The organism is Phaeovulum sp. (genome assembly GCF_047638075.1).
GTDB lineage: Bacteria > Pseudomonadota > Alphaproteobacteria > Rhodobacterales > Rhodobacteraceae > UBA6197.
Window position 1 is genome coordinate 1 of the sequence record NZ_JBLJBV010000041.1, and the last position, 18,523, is coordinate 18,523.

General features: G+C 63.1%; 16 protein-coding genes. 6 read left to right on the forward strand and 10 right to left on the reverse strand.

The window, feature by feature from the left end; genetic code table 11:
- From ACM62R_RS05935 to ACM62R_RS05945, 3 genes are all read left to right on the forward strand, one after another.
- Nucleotides 1-620, forward strand: a 620-nt coding sequence (locus ACM62R_RS05935) for a hypothetical protein (protein WP_415183137.1), incomplete at its 5' end; no start/stop codon positions are given.
- A gap of 132 nt (nucleotides 621-752) precedes the next feature.
- Nucleotides 753-2,300, forward strand: a complete 1,548-nt coding sequence (locus tag ACM62R_RS05940; RefSeq protein ID WP_415183138.1) for a lipopolysaccharide biosynthesis protein — start codon at nucleotides 753-755, stop codon at nucleotides 2,298-2,300.
- Nucleotides 2,301-2,332: 32 nt separating this feature from the next.
- Complete coding sequence (locus ACM62R_RS05945) at nucleotides 2,333-3,313, forward strand: phosphoribosyltransferase (protein WP_415183139.1); 981 nt, start codon at nucleotides 2,333-2,335, stop codon at nucleotides 3,311-3,313.
- Here ACM62R_RS05945 and ACM62R_RS05950 read toward each other — a convergent pair.
- Nucleotides 3,291-4,388: a glycosyltransferase gene (locus ACM62R_RS05950; protein ID WP_415183140.1), complete on the reverse strand. Its 1,098-nt coding sequence runs from the start codon at nucleotides 4,386-4,388 to the stop codon at nucleotides 3,291-3,293. The two genes, ACM62R_RS05945 and ACM62R_RS05950, sit on opposite strands and share 23 nt — an antisense overlap.
- 1 nt (nucleotide 4,389) lies before the next feature.
- On the reverse strand, nucleotides 4,390-5,517 hold the full coding sequence (locus ACM62R_RS05955; RefSeq protein WP_415183141.1) for a glycosyltransferase: 1,128 nt from the start codon (nucleotides 5,515-5,517) through the stop codon (nucleotides 4,390-4,392).
- A 449-nt stretch (nucleotides 5,518-5,966) separates the two neighbouring features.
- Between ACM62R_RS05955 and ACM62R_RS05960 the strand changes: the two genes are divergently transcribed.
- Nucleotides 5,967-6,680 carry a sugar transferase gene (locus tag ACM62R_RS05960; protein ID WP_415183142.1) on the forward strand — a complete coding sequence of 238 codons (714 nt, stop codon included), beginning with the start codon at nucleotides 5,967-5,969 and terminating at the stop codon, nucleotides 6,678-6,680.
- 47 nt (nucleotides 6,681-6,727) lie between these two features.
- On the forward strand, nucleotides 6,728-7,981 hold the full coding sequence (locus ACM62R_RS05965) for a polysaccharide biosynthesis/export family protein (protein ID WP_415183143.1): 1,254 nt from the start codon (nucleotides 6,728-6,730) through the stop codon (nucleotides 7,979-7,981).
- A gap of 2 nt (nucleotides 7,982-7,983) precedes the next feature.
- Here ACM62R_RS05965 and ACM62R_RS05970 read toward each other — a convergent pair whose 3' ends face one another.
- Together ACM62R_RS05970 and ACM62R_RS05975 are read right to left on the reverse strand one after the other, a co-directional pair.
- On the reverse strand, nucleotides 7,984-9,195 hold the full coding sequence (locus ACM62R_RS05970) for an O-antigen ligase family protein (RefSeq protein ID WP_415183144.1): 1,212 nt from the start codon (nucleotides 9,193-9,195) through the stop codon (nucleotides 7,984-7,986).
- Nucleotides 9,192-9,968, reverse strand: coding sequence for a family 16 glycosylhydrolase (locus tag ACM62R_RS05975; RefSeq protein ID WP_415183145.1), 777 nt, complete (start codon nucleotides 9,966-9,968; stop codon nucleotides 9,192-9,194). The genes ACM62R_RS05970 and ACM62R_RS05975 overlap by 4 nt, the downstream gene beginning before the upstream one ends.
- A gap of 185 nt (nucleotides 9,969-10,153) precedes the next feature.
- On the opposite strand from ACM62R_RS05975, the gene ACM62R_RS05980 reads away from it, so the two are divergent.
- Nucleotides 10,154-11,440: a glycosyltransferase family 2 protein gene (locus tag ACM62R_RS05980; RefSeq protein ID WP_415183146.1), complete on the forward strand. Its 1,287-nt coding sequence runs from the start codon at nucleotides 10,154-10,156 to the stop codon at nucleotides 11,438-11,440.
- Here the strand turns inward: ACM62R_RS05980 and ACM62R_RS05985 are convergent.
- From ACM62R_RS05985 to ACM62R_RS06010, 6 genes are all read right to left on the reverse strand, one after another.
- Nucleotides 11,410-12,396 carry a glycosyltransferase family 2 protein gene (locus ACM62R_RS05985; RefSeq protein WP_415183147.1) on the reverse strand — a complete coding sequence of 329 codons (987 nt, stop codon included), beginning with the start codon at nucleotides 12,394-12,396 and terminating at the stop codon, nucleotides 11,410-11,412. The genes ACM62R_RS05980 and ACM62R_RS05985 overlap by 31 nt on opposite strands.
- 16 nt (nucleotides 12,397-12,412) lie before the next feature.
- Nucleotides 12,413-12,712, reverse strand: a complete 300-nt coding sequence (locus tag ACM62R_RS05990; RefSeq protein WP_415183148.1) for a hypothetical protein — start codon at nucleotides 12,710-12,712, stop codon at nucleotides 12,413-12,415.
- 218 nt (nucleotides 12,713-12,930) lie between these two features.
- Nucleotides 12,931-15,261 (reverse strand): Wzz/FepE/Etk N-terminal domain-containing protein, encoded by a 2,331-nt coding sequence (locus tag ACM62R_RS05995; RefSeq protein WP_415183149.1) that lies wholly within the window; start codon nucleotides 15,259-15,261, stop codon nucleotides 12,931-12,933.
- Nucleotides 15,254-16,240 (reverse strand): glycosyltransferase, encoded by a 987-nt coding sequence (locus ACM62R_RS06000; RefSeq protein WP_415183150.1) that lies wholly within the window; start codon nucleotides 16,238-16,240, stop codon nucleotides 15,254-15,256. Before ACM62R_RS06000 ends, ACM62R_RS05995 begins: the two co-directional genes overlap by 8 nt.
- The gene (locus ACM62R_RS06005) at nucleotides 16,237-17,244 is read right to left on the reverse strand and encodes a glycosyltransferase family 2 protein (protein ID WP_415183151.1); all 1,008 of its coding nucleotides are present in this window, start codon (nucleotides 17,242-17,244) and stop codon (nucleotides 16,237-16,239) included. Before ACM62R_RS06005 ends, ACM62R_RS06000 begins: the two co-directional genes overlap by 4 nt.
- Nucleotides 17,241-18,413 (reverse strand): glycosyl transferase, encoded by a 1,173-nt coding sequence (locus ACM62R_RS06010; protein WP_415183152.1) that lies wholly within the window; start codon nucleotides 18,411-18,413, stop codon nucleotides 17,241-17,243. The genes ACM62R_RS06005 and ACM62R_RS06010 overlap by 4 nt, the downstream gene beginning before the upstream one ends.
- Nucleotides 18,414-18,523 lie beyond the last annotated feature (110 nt).

The window sequence follows — 18,523 nt, forward strand, 5'->3', positions numbered from 1 at the left end:
CCATATCCGCAGACCTTGCGCCGTTTTATGGCAGCCGGTTCATTCATACCCACACGATGCGCAATGCGGCCGCGGCGATGACGCTTGAACATCTGTTTTACGGCTTTCATTACTCCAAGGGTGAAACTGCCGGCCTATCGGCACGCCTTGGGCGCGGCTCTGGGATCGGGCCGATGGACCCCGCGTTATTGCCGCTACTGAACACGTCGGCCAACAGCTATTTCAGCCACTGCCTGCATCTGAGCCGCCTGCAAAAAACCGCCGACGTGATGCACGGTGATCTGGCACGACGCTATCTGACGGTGTGCACCCACGGCTTTTCAACCGGGCGCGAAAAGATGAACTGCGGGCGCTGCTATAAATGTGCCCGCGCCCTCTTTTATGCCGATAGCGCCGGACTGCTGGACGACTATTCCGCCCTGTTCGATCTGGAGGCCTTTCGACGCCATCGCAGCCACCTGCTGCTGCGGTTGCTGCGCAGCTCGGTCGGTGACCGGCGCAACCGAGAGGACCGCGATGCCCTGGCCTATCTTTTTGCGGCTGGGTATCCGCTGCCCGGCTGGTTGCGCCCCTTCAGAAAAATGGTCGGCCAAACCTCGCTGCGCCCTGATAACGCGTAAAAAGCCACCGCGCCGCCGCCAAAGGGCGGCAAGATCCTGCCCGAAAATCCGGTGCGGCGCGGCCCCGGGTTTGCGCTTGGCGCGCATTGGTGTATGCGCCATGCTGCGGCGACATTCTGCGCGCGACCAAGCATGCGCTACGCCAAGGCCGGGCGAGGCGAAAACCGGGCAACAGTTGGGGTAGCCGCGATGCCAAGCAACCGTCTTTTCGACCCCCCAGAAGGGTCTTTGCGCAAGACTGTGGGGCGTGGGGCGCTGGTTATTGCGGTATCGCAGGGGGTGCAGATTGCCACGCAAATGGCCTCGGTTCTGGTGCTGTCGCGGCTGTTGGCGCCTGTCGATTTTGGCCTCATGGCGATGTGTGCGCCGGTGATCGCCCTTCTTGCGATGTTGCAAAATTTCGGGCTGGTTCAGGCGACCGTTCAGAAAAAGAGGCTGACGGCCGCGGATGTGAACTTTCTCTTTTGGGTCAACATGACGTTCAGTGTGGCCTTGGCGGTTTTCCTGTTGGCACTGTCACCGTTGATCGCGGCTTTTTACGACGAGCCCCGCGTTGGACCGCTGATTGCGGCGATGTCGTCAACCATCGTGATTTCCGGCTTGGGCGCCCAGCACGGCGCCTTGCTGAACCGGCGGATGGCGTTCGGGCTGCTCGCGTGGCTTAGCGTGGCCGGTGCGGTCACGACGCTGGGGGTGGCGATTGCCTGGGCCTTGATCAGCCCGTCCTACTGGGCGATTTTTGCGGGGACACTGGCCGGCGCGACAATCGCCACCGCGCTAAGCTGGGTGTTTTCAGGGTGGTTGCCGGGCCTTCCGGGGCGCGCGCCCGATATGCGCGGCCTGCTGGGGTTCGGGGCGGGGATCACCGGGTTCAACCTGACCAATTTCTTTGCGCGCAATCTGGACAACATCATCATCGGTAAGGTCTGGGGCAGTGTCGAGTTGGGCTTTTACGACCGCGCCTACAAGCTGCTGTTGTTTCCGTTGCGCCAGGTTTCAAACCCGTTGTCGCGGGTGATGATCCCGGCGCTGTCGCGGATGCTGGACGAACCTGACCGCTACCGCCACGCCTATCTGAGGGTGCTCAACCTATCGCTTTTGCTGATCTTGCCGGGGGTCGCCTGGGCCACCGCCATGGCCGATAGCCTGATCCCTTTCATGCTGGGCGCACAGTGGCAAGACAGCGCCCCCATCTTTATGGCGCTTGGCTTTGCCGGGCTGGTGCAGCCGTTGAACAACCCGGCGGGCTGGCTTTTCATCAGTCAGGGGCGGTCAACCGAATACATGATCTGGGGGTTTGTCACCGCAGGCTTTGCGATTACGGCCTTTGCGGGCGGCATCTACTGGGGTGCGCTTGGCGTCGCTATTGCCTATGCGATCAGTGAATATGCCAAAACCGTGCCGCTATGGCGCTACATCTCTCGGCAAGGTCCGATCAGATCGCGCGATATTGCAACGGCCTGCGGCCCGCTGATGGTGGCGGGGCATTTGTGCCTTGGGGCGGTCTGGCTGCTGCAAGGCCAGATCAGCGGCTCTCCACTAGCAAGGCTGGGCATCAATCTGGCTTTTTCCTACGGCTTGTTTATGCTGATCCTGCTGGCGTTTAGCGCCGGGCGGGCAACGCTACGCGAAGCCGCCTCCCTTGCCGCCGGGCAACTGCGCAGGGCCCGGCCGGTCTGAACGCCGCCCGCGCGATATGAGGAAAACGACTGATGCAGTTTCGCTCCATCGCTGACATGAACGACACAATCGTGAAGGCGATGCGCCGCCTGCCGCACGATCTGGATCTGGTGGTAGGCGTCCCCAGAAGCGGGATGATCGCGGCGCAGTTTGTCGCCTTGTTGGGGAATATCCGCCTGACGGATCTGGATAGCTACCTTGCCGGGCGCATCTATTCCTCGGGCAAGACAAAGGCGACCGGCATGCGCCCTGAAACCGAAGGCAGGCGGCGGGTGCTGGTGATTGATGACAGCATCAACGGCGGCACCGCAATGAAAGAGGCCAAGGCCCGCGTTGCGGCCGCCGGTCTGAAGGACGACGTGATCTTTGCCGCCGTATACGGGTCAAAACCCCACCACCCCGAGGCGGATCTGGTGTTTGAAACCGTGCCCTGGCCGCGCCTGTTTCAGTGGAATTTCATGCACCATAAATTCCTGAAAGACAGCTGCATCGACATTGACGGGGTCCTGTGCCACGACCCTACCGCCGCAGAAAACGACGATGGCGCCGCCTATCTGCACTTTTTGGCGACAGCGCGCCCGCTCTACCGGATGACCCGCCCTTTGGGCACGCTTGTGACCAGCCGATTGGAAAGATACCGCCCCCAGACCGAAAGCTGGCTGGCCGCGCAGGGGGTGCGCTATGACCGCCTGGTCATGCTGGACCTGCCCAGCAAGGCCGCGCGCCAACGCCTTGCCGCGCATGGCAGTTTCAAGGGCGAATACTACCGCGACAGCGACGCCATCCTGTTTATCGAAAGCGAAAACCGTCAGGCCCTGCGCATTGCCGAAATCGCGGGCAAGCCGGTCCTGTGCCTGCAAACCAACCGGATGATCACGCCCTCCAACGCCGCCGCGACAAACAGGTTGCTGCGCAACGAGGCGCGGCCCGCGCGCCGGCTGCTCAAAAAGGCCGCCTATGCCCTTTTGGGCGCGGAACGTGTCGCCCTGCTTAAACAGCGTCTGCGCGGGTAATCGGCGGGTTGGGCTGTGCCGCATCCGCCGCATCCCTTAGCACGCCAATCAAGGTTTCAATCTGGTGGTCAGGGTCGATCTCGGCCCGCCGGGAATAGGCGCGCGCGGCATCCGAAAGCGCGGCGTAATGGTCCGGGTCATCCCAAAGCTTGCGCAGGGCGCCAACCCAATCGTCAACGGGTGCGCCAATATCCAGAACCGTGCCGCCGGGGCCGATGGCCTCTGGCAGGCCGCCCTGACGTGACCCCAGAACGGGAATCGCGCTGAAATGCGCCTCGGTTGCGACACGGCCCCAGGCCTCTTCCCAGATGCTGGGCGCCAGCAGCACCTTTGCCTTGCCATAGATCGACTTCATGTCATTGGTGCGCGGGCGCAGTGTGACGTTCGGCGTCTGCGTAATGCGGTTGGTGATCCAGGCGCGCAGCTCATCGTCGATACGCCAGCTTTCGCAAAAGGTGAAGGGGATGTCGGGGCAGCGCTGCGCGATGTCAAACGCCAGATCGCGCCCCTTGACCGGATAGGGGTTGATGAAGGTCACGTTTTCGCGCGTGGTCTGCGTTTGATACTGCGACGCCTCTACCAGCGGCGGAATGATGGTCGATGTCACCCCGAATTCGCGGTTGTATTTCGCCGCCGTGAAGGCCGAATTGGCAATATACCGGGCGTCGGTCAGGTCCACCGGGTTACCGCCAAGGTCGGCAAATTCCACATGCCGGAAATAAAGCACCACCGGCACGCCCGCAGATTCAAGGCTTTTGGCGATTTTCATCGTTTCGCCGCTTTGCACCACGGCCACATCGGGGCGGAACCGCTTGGCAACCTCTGTCGCATCGGTCGGATCCCACGCGCGATAAACCGGCAGGCCAAGACCTCGGTCACACGAAAACCGGGTGCGCCCGACCCGGCGTTTTATGCGCGACCCGAATTCCGTCCAGCCGCCCCCGATCAGGCGGCTCATCACCGCCACCTCATGCCCCCGCGCCATAAGCGCCCCGGCAAGCTGCATGGTGCTGGACTGCACCCCCCCCGAGTTTTGCGGCAGGAATGCCTTGCCGGACGTAAAAAGGATACGCATGTCAGGGCCTTTCAGGTTGGGCGCGCGCCCCGATGATCTTGATCAACGCGGCAATCTGCGCGTCGCTGTCCATTTCGGGGCGCATCGCATAATTGCGCGCGGCGGCTGAAACCGCGTCGTAATGGGCGCGGTCGGTCCAAAGCCGCGTGATCGCGGCGACCCACGGCTCAATCGGGCCGTCGGGGTCCAGGATAACACCGCCGGGGCCGATTGCTTCGGGCAGACCGCCGCGATTGCTGCCCACGACCGGGATCCCGCTGACATGCGCCTCGGCGGCGATACGGCCAAACGCCTCATTCCAGCGGCTGGGGGCAAGGATGATCGCGGCCTCGGCATAGACCGGGCGCATATCGCGCACCGGACCTTGCAGGGTGACATTGGGCAGGGCACCAACAGCCGCCCGCAACGCCGCATCATCATCAGGCGACAGCTTCCACGCCTTGATAAAGACAAAGGGTATGTCGGGGCAGCGTTTGGCAATGGCCAGCGCCACATCAACCCCCTTGTGCGCGTGCGGGTTTATGAACGTCACATTCCCACGCGAAGATGCGACCCTGTAGCGCCCCGGTTCGATCATTGGCAGGATGACGTCGGCCTCTATCCCGTCGCTATGCGCGAAATGCCGGGCGGTGAACTGCGAATTCGCAATGAACCGCGTTCCCGCCAGATCCTTGAGGGTGCCGCCCAGATCGTCGTATTCGACATTGCGCAGATAAATGAAGGTCCGCACCCTGTCACGGTCAATGGCGCGGGCCAGACGCGCCGGAAACCCCGACTGAAAAATAGCGACATCCGCCCCGAAATCGCGCACCGCGGCGGCGGCGGCGGTTTGTGCAAACCAGGCGCGGTAGACCGGATACCCCATCGTATCATCCCGCACGAAAGGCCGCCCCAGCTTTAGGCCGATACGCGCGCGCAGACCGGTCCAGCCCTCGCCCGTCAGGCCCGCCAGCACCGCAACCGGATACCCAAGGCCGCGCAGTCGCGTGACAAGTTCGTGGGTGCTGGACTGCGCGCCGCCATGAAGCTGCGGCAGATAGGGGTGCGCACTGCCAAACAGGATGCGGGTTGGCCCGGCCGCCATCAGATCAACCCCCTTGTGCCGCAACGCCACCAACCAAACAGCCATACCGGCCGGTTTCAAGGCCGGGTCCGGGCAGGCCGCTGCAAAACGATCTGAAATCAGCCGGGTTTGGCATGTATCTGCCGATCGGATTTTCAAAAAGGCAATTTACCGCCGCACCGCAGAACCACCGCCCGCTAGATCTGCACAAAAGCCCGTTCCAGATGTTAGTCTTTGACAGTGGGAACGAAATTGGCGCGATTCTTTGGGCGGTTCAACCTAACACTAAGGTTGATTGCCAAAATGCCCAAGGAAGTCATACTTGGCCGATTATTATTTCGATCTGCGCATACCGCGCTGAAATCTTGCCGGTTTGGCGGGTTGTTGATGTGTGGTGTTCGCGACTAACGGCAAAAATTCGCTCTAGATCGTAGGGTGGACTGGAATTGCTACCGCAAGGACGCATCCTTGGCGGTCCGGGTGTGATGTGGGTTTATAAAGAGGAATGGATTTTCATGGGTCATAGAACTGTGCGTCTTTTGACAGCCTCTGCGGTCACGCGCGATCAATTCAGGCCCAGTGGCGTAAAAGCCAGCCGCCGCCGCGTGGAAAAGGCGGCCGGCTCACAACTGAAAAGAATTCTTGATATTACGGGGGCCAGCCTTGCAATCATCGCGCTATCGCCGCTGCTGATCTGTGTTGCGCTGATGGTCTGGGTTACCTCGCCTGGGCCGGTATTTTACGGCCATCAACGCATTGGTCAGGGGGGCCGCCCCTTCAAATGCTGGAAGTTCAGGTCGATGATCCTTGATTCTGAGCGCGCGCTTGCCCGCCATCTGGCCAATTCGCCCACCGCGCGCCAAGAATGGCACGAGACCCGCAAACTGCGCGATGATCCGCGGATCACCTCGATCGGGCAAACCCTGCGCGCGACAAGCCTTGATGAGCTGCCGCAGCTTTTCAACGTTCTGCTGGGCGACATGAGCCTTGTCGGGCCGCGCCCCGTGGTCAAGGATGAACTGGCGCTATATGGCCGGTCTGCGCGCTATTACCTTAGGGCGCGCCCCGGCATAACCGGCCTGTGGCAGGTCAGTGGCCGCAGTGAAACGGCCTATTCGCGGCGTGTCGCGCTGGATCGGGCCTATGTGAAAAACGCGGGGTTCTTGATGGATCTTTCCATCCTGCTGCGCACCGTCCCTGTTGTTCTCAAGGCGCGCGGCTCTTGGTGACAGGGCGGCTGGACATCGAAGGTTGGCTTGGTTTTTGCCGCACCCTCATGGTGGGCGCGCTGCTGACGGTTGCCGCGGTGGGCCACGCCCACGCGCAGGAATTTCGGCTGGCCCCGCTGGATCAGGTCAGCCTGCGGGTGCTTGACTGGAACCCGATCGAGGAAACGGTGCGCGGCTGGACCGATATTTCCGGTCAATACCACGTCGATGAGGCCGGGCGGTTGAACATCCCCTTCGTCGGGATGATTGACGCCAACGGCAAGACGCTGGATGAGGTCGGCAACCAGATTTCGCAGGCGCTGCGCGACCATTTTGCCCTTGCCGAGGCGCCCGATGCAACGCTTGATTTCATTGGCGTGCGCACGGTTGTGGTGGGTGGATATGTGCGCAACCCCGGCGCTGTCGAGTTTCGCGCAGGGATGACGGTGCGGCACGCGCTGGCGCTGGCAGGCGGGCTGCAAGAGGTGTTGAACCCGGGCACCACCGCCTTTCGCGACTATATCACCAATCAGGGCCAGTTGCGGGTCTTGCTGGACCGCAACCGACGCCAGCATGCCATGCTTGCCCGCCTTGCCGCTGAACGCGATGAGTCCAAAGACATCACCGTGCCGCCTGATCTTTCAAACCCGGATGGCCTTGCGCTGATTGCGGAACAGACAGAAATCATGCAGCGCCGTCGCGCGCGCCTTGCCTCGGAACGCGAGGCACTGGGCGAACAGACCGACCTGCTTGAGGCAGAGATTGCCGCGCTTAGCCAAAAGACCGCCGCACTGGAACGGCAGCGCGTTCTGGCCGAGGAATCGCGCGAAAGCGCCCGCAGCCTTGCCGACCGCGGGCTGATCAACAGTGACCGGTTGTTCAACGCCGAAACCCGGCTCATATCGCTTGAAAACCAGCTTTTGGATACCTCGACCGCAATTTTGCGCGCGCGGCAGGGCGTTTCCGCGAACAAGCGCGAACTGGAAGAATTCGTGTCGGGCCGGATGTCGGACGTGATCGACCAGATCCAGACGGTCACCGCCGAGGCCGCCGAAACCCGCGAACGGATCTCGACGACGCTGCATCTTGTTGATGACGGCGCCGATCAGTTGGCCCTGCAAGAGGGCGCGCGCCTGACGGATGAACAGATCATTCCAGACCCGGTGGTGACGCTTTACCGCCCCGGGCCGGAGGGTGTTGAGACGCTTGCCGCCGGTCTTGATGCGGTTGTGCAACCCGGCGATCTGGTCGATGTGCAGATCAGCGACGGACCGCGCCGCGCCCAAGGCCGCGCGCGTGTGGCACCCAACCCGGCGAACTAGGTTCACCCCTCTTGGCGGCCGCGGCCCTGTGATGCGATGATCACGATCAGCATGGTCACGATCTGAAACTGTTGGAATCCGACCACCTCGACCATGCTCATCACGCTTAGAAGCACCATCAGCATTGCCGCAAAAAGCGTGTCGGACCGCGTCACTTTAAGCACGCGCCACAGCGCGGTGAAAAGCGCCGTCAAAAAGATCACCACCTGCAACGCGACCCCGATAGCCCCGATCTCGACCGCGTTCGACAGCCAGGTGTTGTGAAAATGAAACCCGGTCTTTGACGCGATCCCGAATTCGCGCCACATGCTTTCAGCGACCGGGTTGCCGACCACCCAGACCGCCTGATACCCCTGCCCACCCAGCGGGTGGCGCGCAAATTCTGATAGCGCGGTCAGCCACAGATAGGTGCGCCCCGTCAGCGTCACATCCTTGCCGGTCACGTCCAGAACCCAGGCCAAAAGCGCATCCTGGTTCAGCCAGGCAACCAACAGCGCCGCAACGATCGCCAGCACCAAAAGGCCAAGGGAAAACAGCCGGTACCGCCGATGAAACCGGCGCATCAGGGCAAAGACAAACCCCGCAACAACCGCCATCAGCACCGCCAACAGCCAGCCGACCGATTGCGCCCGGGCCAGCAGGATCAGGCCCACCGGCACCGATAGCAGCCCCAAAACCCGCCAAGGGTTGGTTCCATCACGGCCCAAGCCAAGCGCCAGCCCCGCAATCACGAATAACGCCATCACCTGCGCAAAGGCGTTCTTGCTGCCGTAAATACCCAAAAACCCCCCGCCATCCAGCCGCGCCCGCCCAATGGCGACACTGGCCAAGGCCGCCACCGCCAACGCCACAAAGACCGTGCGTAGCAGGGTCTGGGGCGACAGGCGGTTTGCGATGACAAGCGCAACCGCCACCGTCACGCCAAGCTGAACCCCATAGCGCAGCGTCAGCGCCGGATAGGCAGACCACAGCACCGTCAGCCCACACCACAGCGGCAACGCCAAAACCCACCCGTCGCGCCATAGCGCCGCCAGATTGGCATTGGGCCGCCGCACGATCAGCGCCCCGCCAACGCCCAGAAAAAGAAGCGCCCCCACCGCCCCCAGCCGAAACATAAAGAGCACAGACACAAAGCCCAAAAAGGCCAGCACCGTATTGGGGCAGATCGTGATCGTTCTGATCTGGCGCAGGGGTGCGGCCCGGCCTTGGGTCATTTCTTGCCTGCCAGTGCGCATAGGATTGAGCCGTCAAATTGGCACGCATCTTGGGGTGCCGTCCAGGCGATCCAGTCAATTTCCATCTGCAAGGGGCGCCCCGGGTCTTTGAACGGTCCCATCCAATCGGTCAGGGTGCCGCTGCTCCAATGGCTCAGGTATAGCTTTTGCGCGTTCTGCGGCAAGACCTTGCCCGTGGTTTCATGCATCAGCGCGCCGTCAATGAACCATCGAATCTGCTCCGGCTCCCAGATCACGGAATAGGTGTGAAACACCTTGTCGGCGGCGGGGGTGACGGGCACGGTTTGGCCGTTGTGCATCTTGCCGGAAACGAAGGTGTTGAAGCTGACCTTGCCGGGGTCGCGGGTCAGGATTTCAACGTCAATCTCATCATGCGGCTTTTTGTGAACCTCACCGATGTAGGTGAAAAGTGCCGCGTTGACGCCTGAGGCGCGGTCAGTGCGAATCCGGGCCTCGAACGTGCCGTATTGGTGGGTTTTCTTCGTCTGCACCTCGCCGCAGATATAGGGGCGATCCTTGTTGCCGGTGGATCGCACCATCAGCACCAGCTTGCCCTCGCGTAGCTTGACGGCATCGCGCGACCACCAGCAATTTTGGTGCGCGCCGTTCGTCCACCCGTCTGACACATACCAGCGCGATCCGTCAAACCGCTCAAATGGGTCAAAAAAACTACCCTCGGCCGCCGCCCCGCTGGCCAAATTCAGCCCGACCAACGCTGCCAGAACGGCCCCCATCATTTTTCGCAATGCCAAAACATTCCCTTTCGTGCTGCCGCGTGGCCACTGGTCGCATATTGGCCGATGTCGTGTTAGCCTAACAGACGCAAACCCGTTTCATGGGCGAAACTCGGCCTAAACCCCCGGCGGATTCGGGTTTGGTCAAGACGCGGGGCGTGCAAGGTCTGTATATTGCTAAGACAAAGGGGGCCGCCCGATTCATGACTGACCACCCCCAGCAAAAGACACCGCCCCCCCTTGTCACGGTGATCATGGCCAATTTCCGCGGCGCGCAGCACATTGAGGCCGCCATGCATGCGGTGCTGCGCCAGTCGCACGAACAGATTGAGCTGATTGTATCGGATGATGCCTCTGATGATGATAGCTACGCCATCGTCACACACATAGCCGCCACCGATCCGCGTGTCCGGCTGATCACCGCGCAAACCCGGGGTGGCCCGGCGCGCGCGCGCAATGGCGCGCTTGCGGTGGCGCGGGGCGAATGGATCGCCATCGTTGATGCCGATGATCTGGTGCATCCTGAACGCATCATGCGGATGCTGGACGCGGCAGCGGCGCTTGGCGCGGATATGGTGGCCGATGATATGATGCCCTTTGGCAATCTGGCGGCAACGGCGCAGGGCACCCTTTACGGTGCCACCCTTGCCCAAGGCCCGCGCACCATAACCGCCGCCGATATGATCGCCTCGCCCCCGCTGGGCTATCTGAAACCGCTGATCCGCCGCACCACCTTGGGCGCGCTGCGCTATGATGAAAGCCTGCACAACGGCGAGGATTTCGACCTTTATCTGCGGCTTTTGCTGAAGGGCGCGCGTTTGGTCCTGTTGCCGCAGCCGACCTATCTTTACCGTCGCCACGCGTCATCAACCTCGCATCGGCTGTCTGCCGGGGTGCTGCAACCGCTGCTGGCGGCGCATGATCGGCTGACCCCCACGTCGCCCGAAATTGCCGCCCTTCTGGGAAGGCGGCGCAAGGGGCTGGTCCGGTCGCTGCGCTACGCCCGGCTTGTCGATGCGGTCAAAGCCCGTAATCGGGTGGGCGCGCTGTGGCTTTTGCTAAAGCACCCGGTTCTTGTGGCGGATCTGGCCGAAAGCCTGCGCGACAGGCGCCGCCGCCACGCCGCGACCCCTGCTGATACCGCGCCCCCTACCGGCCCGATCGTGCTGGCCGCGCCGGATGATGCGCGCCTTGCCCAAGGGTCATTGGCAAAGGCCACTTTGATTGCTGTGGGCCGCGCCCCCTCAGATGGCCAATACCCTGATGACACCGCCCTAGCCGCGCAGCTTTGCCGCCTTCATGCCTATGCCGCCCCGGATGTCACCGCGATTGGCCTGACCGGGCTGCGCGGCCTTGGCTATCTGCCCGGCTGGCACAGTCTTTCGGTTTTGCTGACGCCCGAAGAGGCAGCGATTGCCGGCGCCCTTTTGCCCAAAGACATAACCCCGGTGATCGCGCCCTATCCCGCCACGTCCAAAAGCAGCCGGTAGCCGTCATCGCGCAGCCCGTCGCGGTCACGCCGCAACGGTTGCAGCTTATCGCGCGCGACCCCCCGCACGATGGCGGCCAGACGCCCGCCCCCGCCCATGGCATATTTCATCGCGGCGGCCAGACCCTCCTGCGCCTTGCGGTCCAGAAACACCCGGTGATCCAGCTTGGCGCGCACCTCGGCCCGGTAGGCGCGCATCGCGGCCTTTGTCACCGCATCCGCCTTCGCCTCATGGCGCGCGATGGCGGTATCAAGCGCGCCCAGATCAACGGTAGAGTGGCGCGCGCTTAACGAATTGCTACGCACGATCGCACCGTACCCAGCCTGCCGCGTGATCCGAAACCGCGCACCCGCCAGCAGCATGCGCACATAGAAATCATAATCCTCGCCCAACCGAAGCGTCCCGTCATAGCCAAGGCCGTGCCGCAAAAGAAATGCCCGCGACAAAAGCGGTTTCAAAAACCCCATTTCACCGCGTGTATGATGGGCCGAGGCCAGATTGCCCCGAATGAAGCTGGCCGCATCAATCGCCTCAAACCCGCGCCCTACCCCCGGAAGCGACGCAAAATCAAGCGTCTCTGCCCCCCTTTCGGTGACAAAGGCGACATTGTCCGCGATCATGTCCCACCCCGGTTCAGCCAACAGCCGCGCCAGACGGCCGGGCGCAAAGAAATCGTCAGAATCCAGAAGGGCCAACACCTCGCCCGTCGCAACCTTTAGCGCGCGATTGCGCGCCCCGGCCGGCCCCACGTTCGTCTCAAGTGCGACCAGCCGCACCCGGTCATCGCGCGCCGCCCAGCCCGCGACACAGGCCCGGGTATCGTCGCCCGAGGCATCGTCAACCACAACTATTTCGGATGTTTCAGGTTGCGCCAGCGCCGAGGCGATCGCCCGCCCTATTGTCGGCGCGCAATCATGCGCGGCAATAAGAACACTGACCGTGGGCCTGCGCATCATCCTGCCCCGCCTTGAATTATTTGGGCGCCACATTGTTGCCGTTCAGGGCGTTGGCGCCCCCGTGCCCGTGATCCGTTTTTGTGCGGTTACGGCGCAGTTTTCTGGCGCGCGCCGCGCTGACAACCATCAACACACCCACATAAAGCAGTTGCGACACGATCATGACACTAACGGCAAGACCGACACAGGACCAAAAGCCAAGACCAGCCACAGCGCCGACAATACCCGCCGTGAACGACGCGATGAACATGCCAATCGCAAAAGCGCCTATACCCACAGTTCCGGTACTTTCCCCGCTAAAATCATCATCTTCCATGGTAGTGCGTCAAGAACGGCTGTCAATCACGCAAAACGCCCTATCCAATTGTTTTCGTGCGCAATTTAACGAATACCTGCGCACAGTCAAGCGCGCGTGCCCCCTGTTGCAACTGCTGTCATGATCACATCCGAATGAGGCATTGCCGAGGCGATTGCGAAAATTTCTGCCATTGTGACAAATTTCCGCCTTTGCCACGGTCACCCCCCACGGGCGCATCACTCAAAATACGGGGCCAATTCCTCGTCAAAGGATTCGACCTGCGCGGGGCCGACATAATTTTTCAGCTCTCGCATATCGACATCGCCCAACACCATGCCCAACACCCGCGATGACAGTTCCGGCTCTTGCTCCAGGGTTTCGCTGATCAGGCCATAGGGGGTCTTGCCCCATAGCGCCAACAAGACGACCTGATCAACCAGCGCAATCAGCTCTCTTGCGTCCACCACCGGGCCCAGCGGGCCAAGATCCACGACCACATGACTATATTCGCGCGCCGCGGCGATCAGGAATTCGCGCATCATACGCGATGACAGCACATCGGCAGGGTGCGATAGGGTCGCTTTTCCCGACCAGCCGATTGCCTCGACATTCGTCCCCGCAATGCTGACGCGGCAATCGCGCCAATCGGCACTGCCCTCGATGACTTCCGCAAGATCACCTTTGGCACCCAGCCCCAGCAGACGGCTTAGCTGCTGGCTACGGGGGTCGCCATCAATCAACAGCACATTATGCGACGAAACCGACAGTATCCCGGCCAGATCAGCCGCCAGCGCCGTCTTGCCCACGCCCGGCAAAATGGAGGTGACGCCAATCACCGTTCCACCCTGCCCGGGCAATACGGTCGACGAAATATGGCGAATGGTGCGCAGGGTTTCGCTGTAACGGGTTCGGGGCGCGGTGATATGCGCCAGCGGATACTGAATCAGTTGCGCCCCCATAGCCGCCGTGTCCTTTGCAGACTCGGGTGCCGCCTCATAGTTGCGTCCGGCAACGGGCAAAGGCGGCAGATACCCCAGAAACCTGAGCTTCAGGCCATCGGTCACATCTGCGGCGGTGCGCACATACCTTTCGCGCCATTCGCGCAATCCGGCATGCGCCAGCCCGGCCATCAGGCCCAGCACGATCATCAGCGCCAGCACCCTTTTGGCCGAGGGCGACGCCGCCCCGCGCGGAATTTCCGCAGGGGTCAGCACCCGGATCTGACTGCCCGAATAAAGGCGTAGCTGCTCGGCCCCCTGAAACTGGCTCAGGAACGTCTCATATAGCCGCATCAGCGTGTCTGTTCGCTGCTTCAACAGGCGATATTCAATCTGTGCGCGCAACGCCTCTGAGTTTTCCTCGTTCAGCGGCACGATCGCGTCGCGCAAGGATGCCACGCGGGCCTCGGCCACCGCCAGCTCGCCTCGGGCGACCTCGGCCTGGCGTTCCATCTCGGCGTAAAGGCGTTGCGCGGATTGTTCGATCTGTGCATCCAGAACCGCTATCTGCGGATGGTCCGCACCAAAGTTGCGCATGACGCCATCCCGGCGTTGGGTCAGGGTCGACAGGGCCTGCCCCATCTCGGTCAGACGGGTATCGCCGGGTAGGCTTAGCCGGCCCCCCGCGCCACCCGTTAGGGCCGCCACCCCGCGCGCCAGGGCCCCGTCATAGCTGGCCACCAGGGCGCGGCTGCGGGCAGCCTCGGCCCGCGCCATCGAAAGTTCGGCGTTCAGGCGGTTCAGGTTTTCTTCGGTGATCAGCCGGTCGCCGGTGGCGACAAGACCGGCCTTGGCGCGGAAGGTCTCGGCATCCATCGCGGCCTTTCGGGCGTCGGTTTCAAGATCGGCCAGCCGGGTTTGCAAAAACTTCGTCGTGCGTGTCGTCGCCTCGAACGTCGTGCTTAGCTGATCCGAGGTATAGGCTTCGGTATAGGCGTTGACAATCTGCGCTGCCAACGCGGGGTCATGCGACTCGAACTCGATCTGCAGGGCGGTGCTGCGGCCGATCCGCTCGATGATCAGGTCACCTTGCAGGCTGCGCGCCGCCTTATCCCGTAGCGCCTGATCGGCGGCATCCGCTGACCCGCCAGTGCCGGGGCCAAAATCGGGCTTTGGCGACAACATATCCAGCGCGGCCCGAACCGTCCCGGTCAGCGTATGCAAGGTGCGCGATGCCAGCGACGCAGGCGGCGTCATGAACGCCGCTTTTTCGCGCAGCGCAAGGATATCATCAACCCGCAACGCCAGATCGCGTGACCGGAAAACCTGCTGGGCCGTTTCCACCGACGCATCCGAGACGGTTTCCGTCACCGCCACGTTATCAACCTGTCCCGTGGACTGCCCCGCCAGAAGAACCGTCGCGGCCGCACGATAGCTGGGCGGGGTCGTTGCCAGATAGACCAGGCCCAGCACACAGAACCCGGCGATCCACAATAGCAAGACCCGCCGCTGACGGCGCGCCGCCTGCGCAAGTTTGCCAAAGTCAATCAAGACATCACCGCCGCCGGGCTGCGGGTTGGCGGTATTTCTTGTGTCGCTATCCGACATTCTGAATCGAAAATCACTCATACCTATCGGAACCTTTGGGCGTGTTTGGGGCCATTGGCGGGCGGTCAGTCTGACCTGTATCCGGCGCACCGTAAATGCTTGGCTGCGCCAACCCCACCAAATTCGCCATGACACCAACGTGAAGTGCTGCGCGCACGATATTGCCGTTTCTGGCCTTTGCTGACGGGAATTGCACCGTAGCGGCCGCCATGCACCATGCGGCCTTGGCCAGCGCCACGGCAAACCGCGCCGCCTTGGCGGTTGGCGTAGCGTCCGCATAGTGCAGGCTGGCATAGGTCTGGCCCATGCGGTAGCGACGGCGCAGCAGCCAGCCCAGACGCGCGCGGGCGTCGGGCACCTCTTCGCTAACCAGCGCGTCCCTGGCGAAAGACAGCCGGGCGCCTCGGCTGCGGGCCGCCTCAAACCAGGCGCTGTCTTCGCCGCCCGACCGCCCGCGCGCCGGATCAAAGCGCAGGCCCGCAAACGCAGGCGCCGCGCAATCAATCATCGCATTGCAGCTATGGCCCGCAATGGGGCGCCCATCAGGCCCGGTTTCGGGCCAGGTATCATGCGCCCGCGCCGCCTGCATCCATTCTGGCGCGCCGGGGCGATAGGTTGCCCGCACCGGCCCCATCACCGCATCGGCCCGGTCTTCGGTCATCCGCGCATCCAGCCGCGCAAGCCAGTCCGGCGCTGCAATCTCATCATCATCAATAAACGCAAGCCGCGCCGCGCCGGCCCGCTCAGCGGCCTCCAGAATGGCGTTGCGCGCAACCGCGATATTGCGCGCCGGGGCATGCAGATATTCCACCCCGTGGGCCGTGCGGGCGGCGAATTTCGCCACCAACCCCGCCGCAGTCGGGCTGTCGTCATTATCGGCCACAATGATCCGCAGCGCCGCACCCTTTGGCACATGCTGCCGGGCGAGGCTGCCGAGCGTATCAGCCAGCGTTTCGCGCCGAAAGGTGCAGACCCCGATGGCGATCAAACGGGCGCTCATGGTGCGGCCCTTTGCGCGGGGGCACGCCGGAAAAGCCCTGTCCAGAACCCGAACGACCACGCCAGATGCATCAGCGCCGCAACCCCCCCGGCGGCAAGGCCGGTCCAGCCGTGCCCCCGCAAAGCCAGCGCCAGACCACCCCCCAGACAGCCCGCCAACCACACCGCCGCAGGCAGCGCAAACATCGGATGCACAAAGCCCAGCACGGCCAGTAGAACCGCAGGCACCACAGCAATCACCACCGCTTGCCGCATCCGGGGGCGTATCTGGTGCTTGATCAGCGTCTGCGCCCGGCCGCGCCCGAAATTGCGATACTGACGTATCAGCGAAAAGGCGGTATCGCGCGGCAGATAATCCAGCCCGGTGCGCCCCGTCAGCCATATCTTCCCGCCCGCCGCCCCAAGGCGCAAATCCAGCTCGGCATCCTCATTATGCGAAAACGCCGGGTCATAGCCGCCAACCGCGCGAAACGCACTGACCCGCATCAGCGCGTGATGCCCATGGTCCACCACCTTGCCCGCCGCCCCGATGCGGTGCGCCGCGCCGCCGTTACCGATCCGCGTGTTCTGCGCCAACGCCACCGCGCGCTGAAACGGCGTTCGCCCAACCGCGCGCATCGCCACCACGACACTATCCGCGCCGGTAACTGCGGCCTCGTTCAGCAGGACATCGCAATAATCGCCGGGATAAACCGCATGGGCATCAACCCGGATCAACCATTCCGCGGCATCGCCAAACCGCTGCACCGCAAGGTTGACCGCGGCACCTTGGATGCGCGCCGGGTTATCCAGCAGGTGCAGCGCGCCATTGGGCAGCGTTGCTGCGCCAACAATAGGGCGCGTCGCGTCTGACGATCCGCCATCCACCACGATCACGCTGACATCGCGCGCCGCCACCGCTGCGTGCTGGCAAAACGGGCGCAACCCCTCGATCACCGCGCCGATATGCGCCGCCTCGTTCAGCGTCGGGATGACGATCAGCACTTTGCCCGGCCCCACGTTCATGTCGTCAACCCGCCCGCGCGCAGCAGCCGCAGCCCGCGGCCCGGCATATCCGCGCCCAGTGCTGCCACCAGATCGCGGCATTCTTCGGGGTCCGTGCGCCAGACGGCGGGCGCGACATCGGCCTGCGCCTGACGCAAGGCCGCCAGCCGCGCACCGTCAACCTGCGCCAGCATCAACGAGGCCGCCGCAACCGTGGCCTCCTTTAGCCGCAGGCCGATTTCCAGCCGCTCGGCCATCCGCGCCACCTCGGTCCCGGCAAGGCAGATCGGCGGGACAACGTTCAACCCGCTTTCATAAAGCCTGTTTGGCAGCAGCCAGTCTGAATTCGCACCCTTTTCATAGCGGTCCACCAGCCAGGCAAGATCCACCTCGCCGTAAATCCGCGCAAGGTCGTCGGGGTAGGCGTAAGGCCCGGCAAAGTGAAGATCCGGGTTTGCCGCAACAACCGCGTCAAAATCGGGCAGCACGTCATAGGCGGGCTGGCCGCGCAGCATCACCTTGTAGCGCCCAGGCGCCGCGCGTGTCACCGCATCCAGACAGGCCAGCGAGAACGCGCAGCGCAGAATACCAAACCAGCCGATAACCAGCGGCCCCCCCCTGGCCAGCAGCAGACGGCGGCCCTGCGCCCCGGCCTCATCCGGCCCGGCCATAACCTTGTTTTCAACCAGCAGAACCGGCGCACGGGTCTGGCGGTATGTATCGAAATACTGCGTCACGAACGCGGGCGATGACACAAGCACAAGGTCGACCGCCCGGCACCATCTGCGTTCCAGCGCGCGCAGGGTGCGCCCGATCATATCGCCGCGCAACATCAGCCGGTGAATATCGAGCACCTCATAAACCAGCCGCGGCGCCTGCCCGCCCCTGCGGCCCGCTCGGTCCGCAATCACCACGGCCAGCGCCAGCGTTTCCAGATTGCGCGCGATGATCGCGTCAAAGCCCCGGCCATCCGGCAGGGTGGCGCCCTGCCTTGCGCGCAACACAGCGATCACCCGCTGGCTCATCCGGGCATTGCGCGTGCGGCCCAGAACGCGCGCCGCACCGGGTAGCGGCCCCTCCCCCCGGCGAAACCCGGCAACCGTTACCACGGCCCCGCCACGGCGCAGCATCGCAACACGCCGCCAGATGGCCGGATCGTCAAGATTATGGGCAATATATAGAACCTGCACGATCGGTTTCTGCTCCGTTTCAGTCCGACCGGCATGATGGGTTGCGGTCCTGTTTTGCTGGGCGGCACATTAGCATGAACTGACCGGGGCGCAGCCGCGAACAGCCTTGG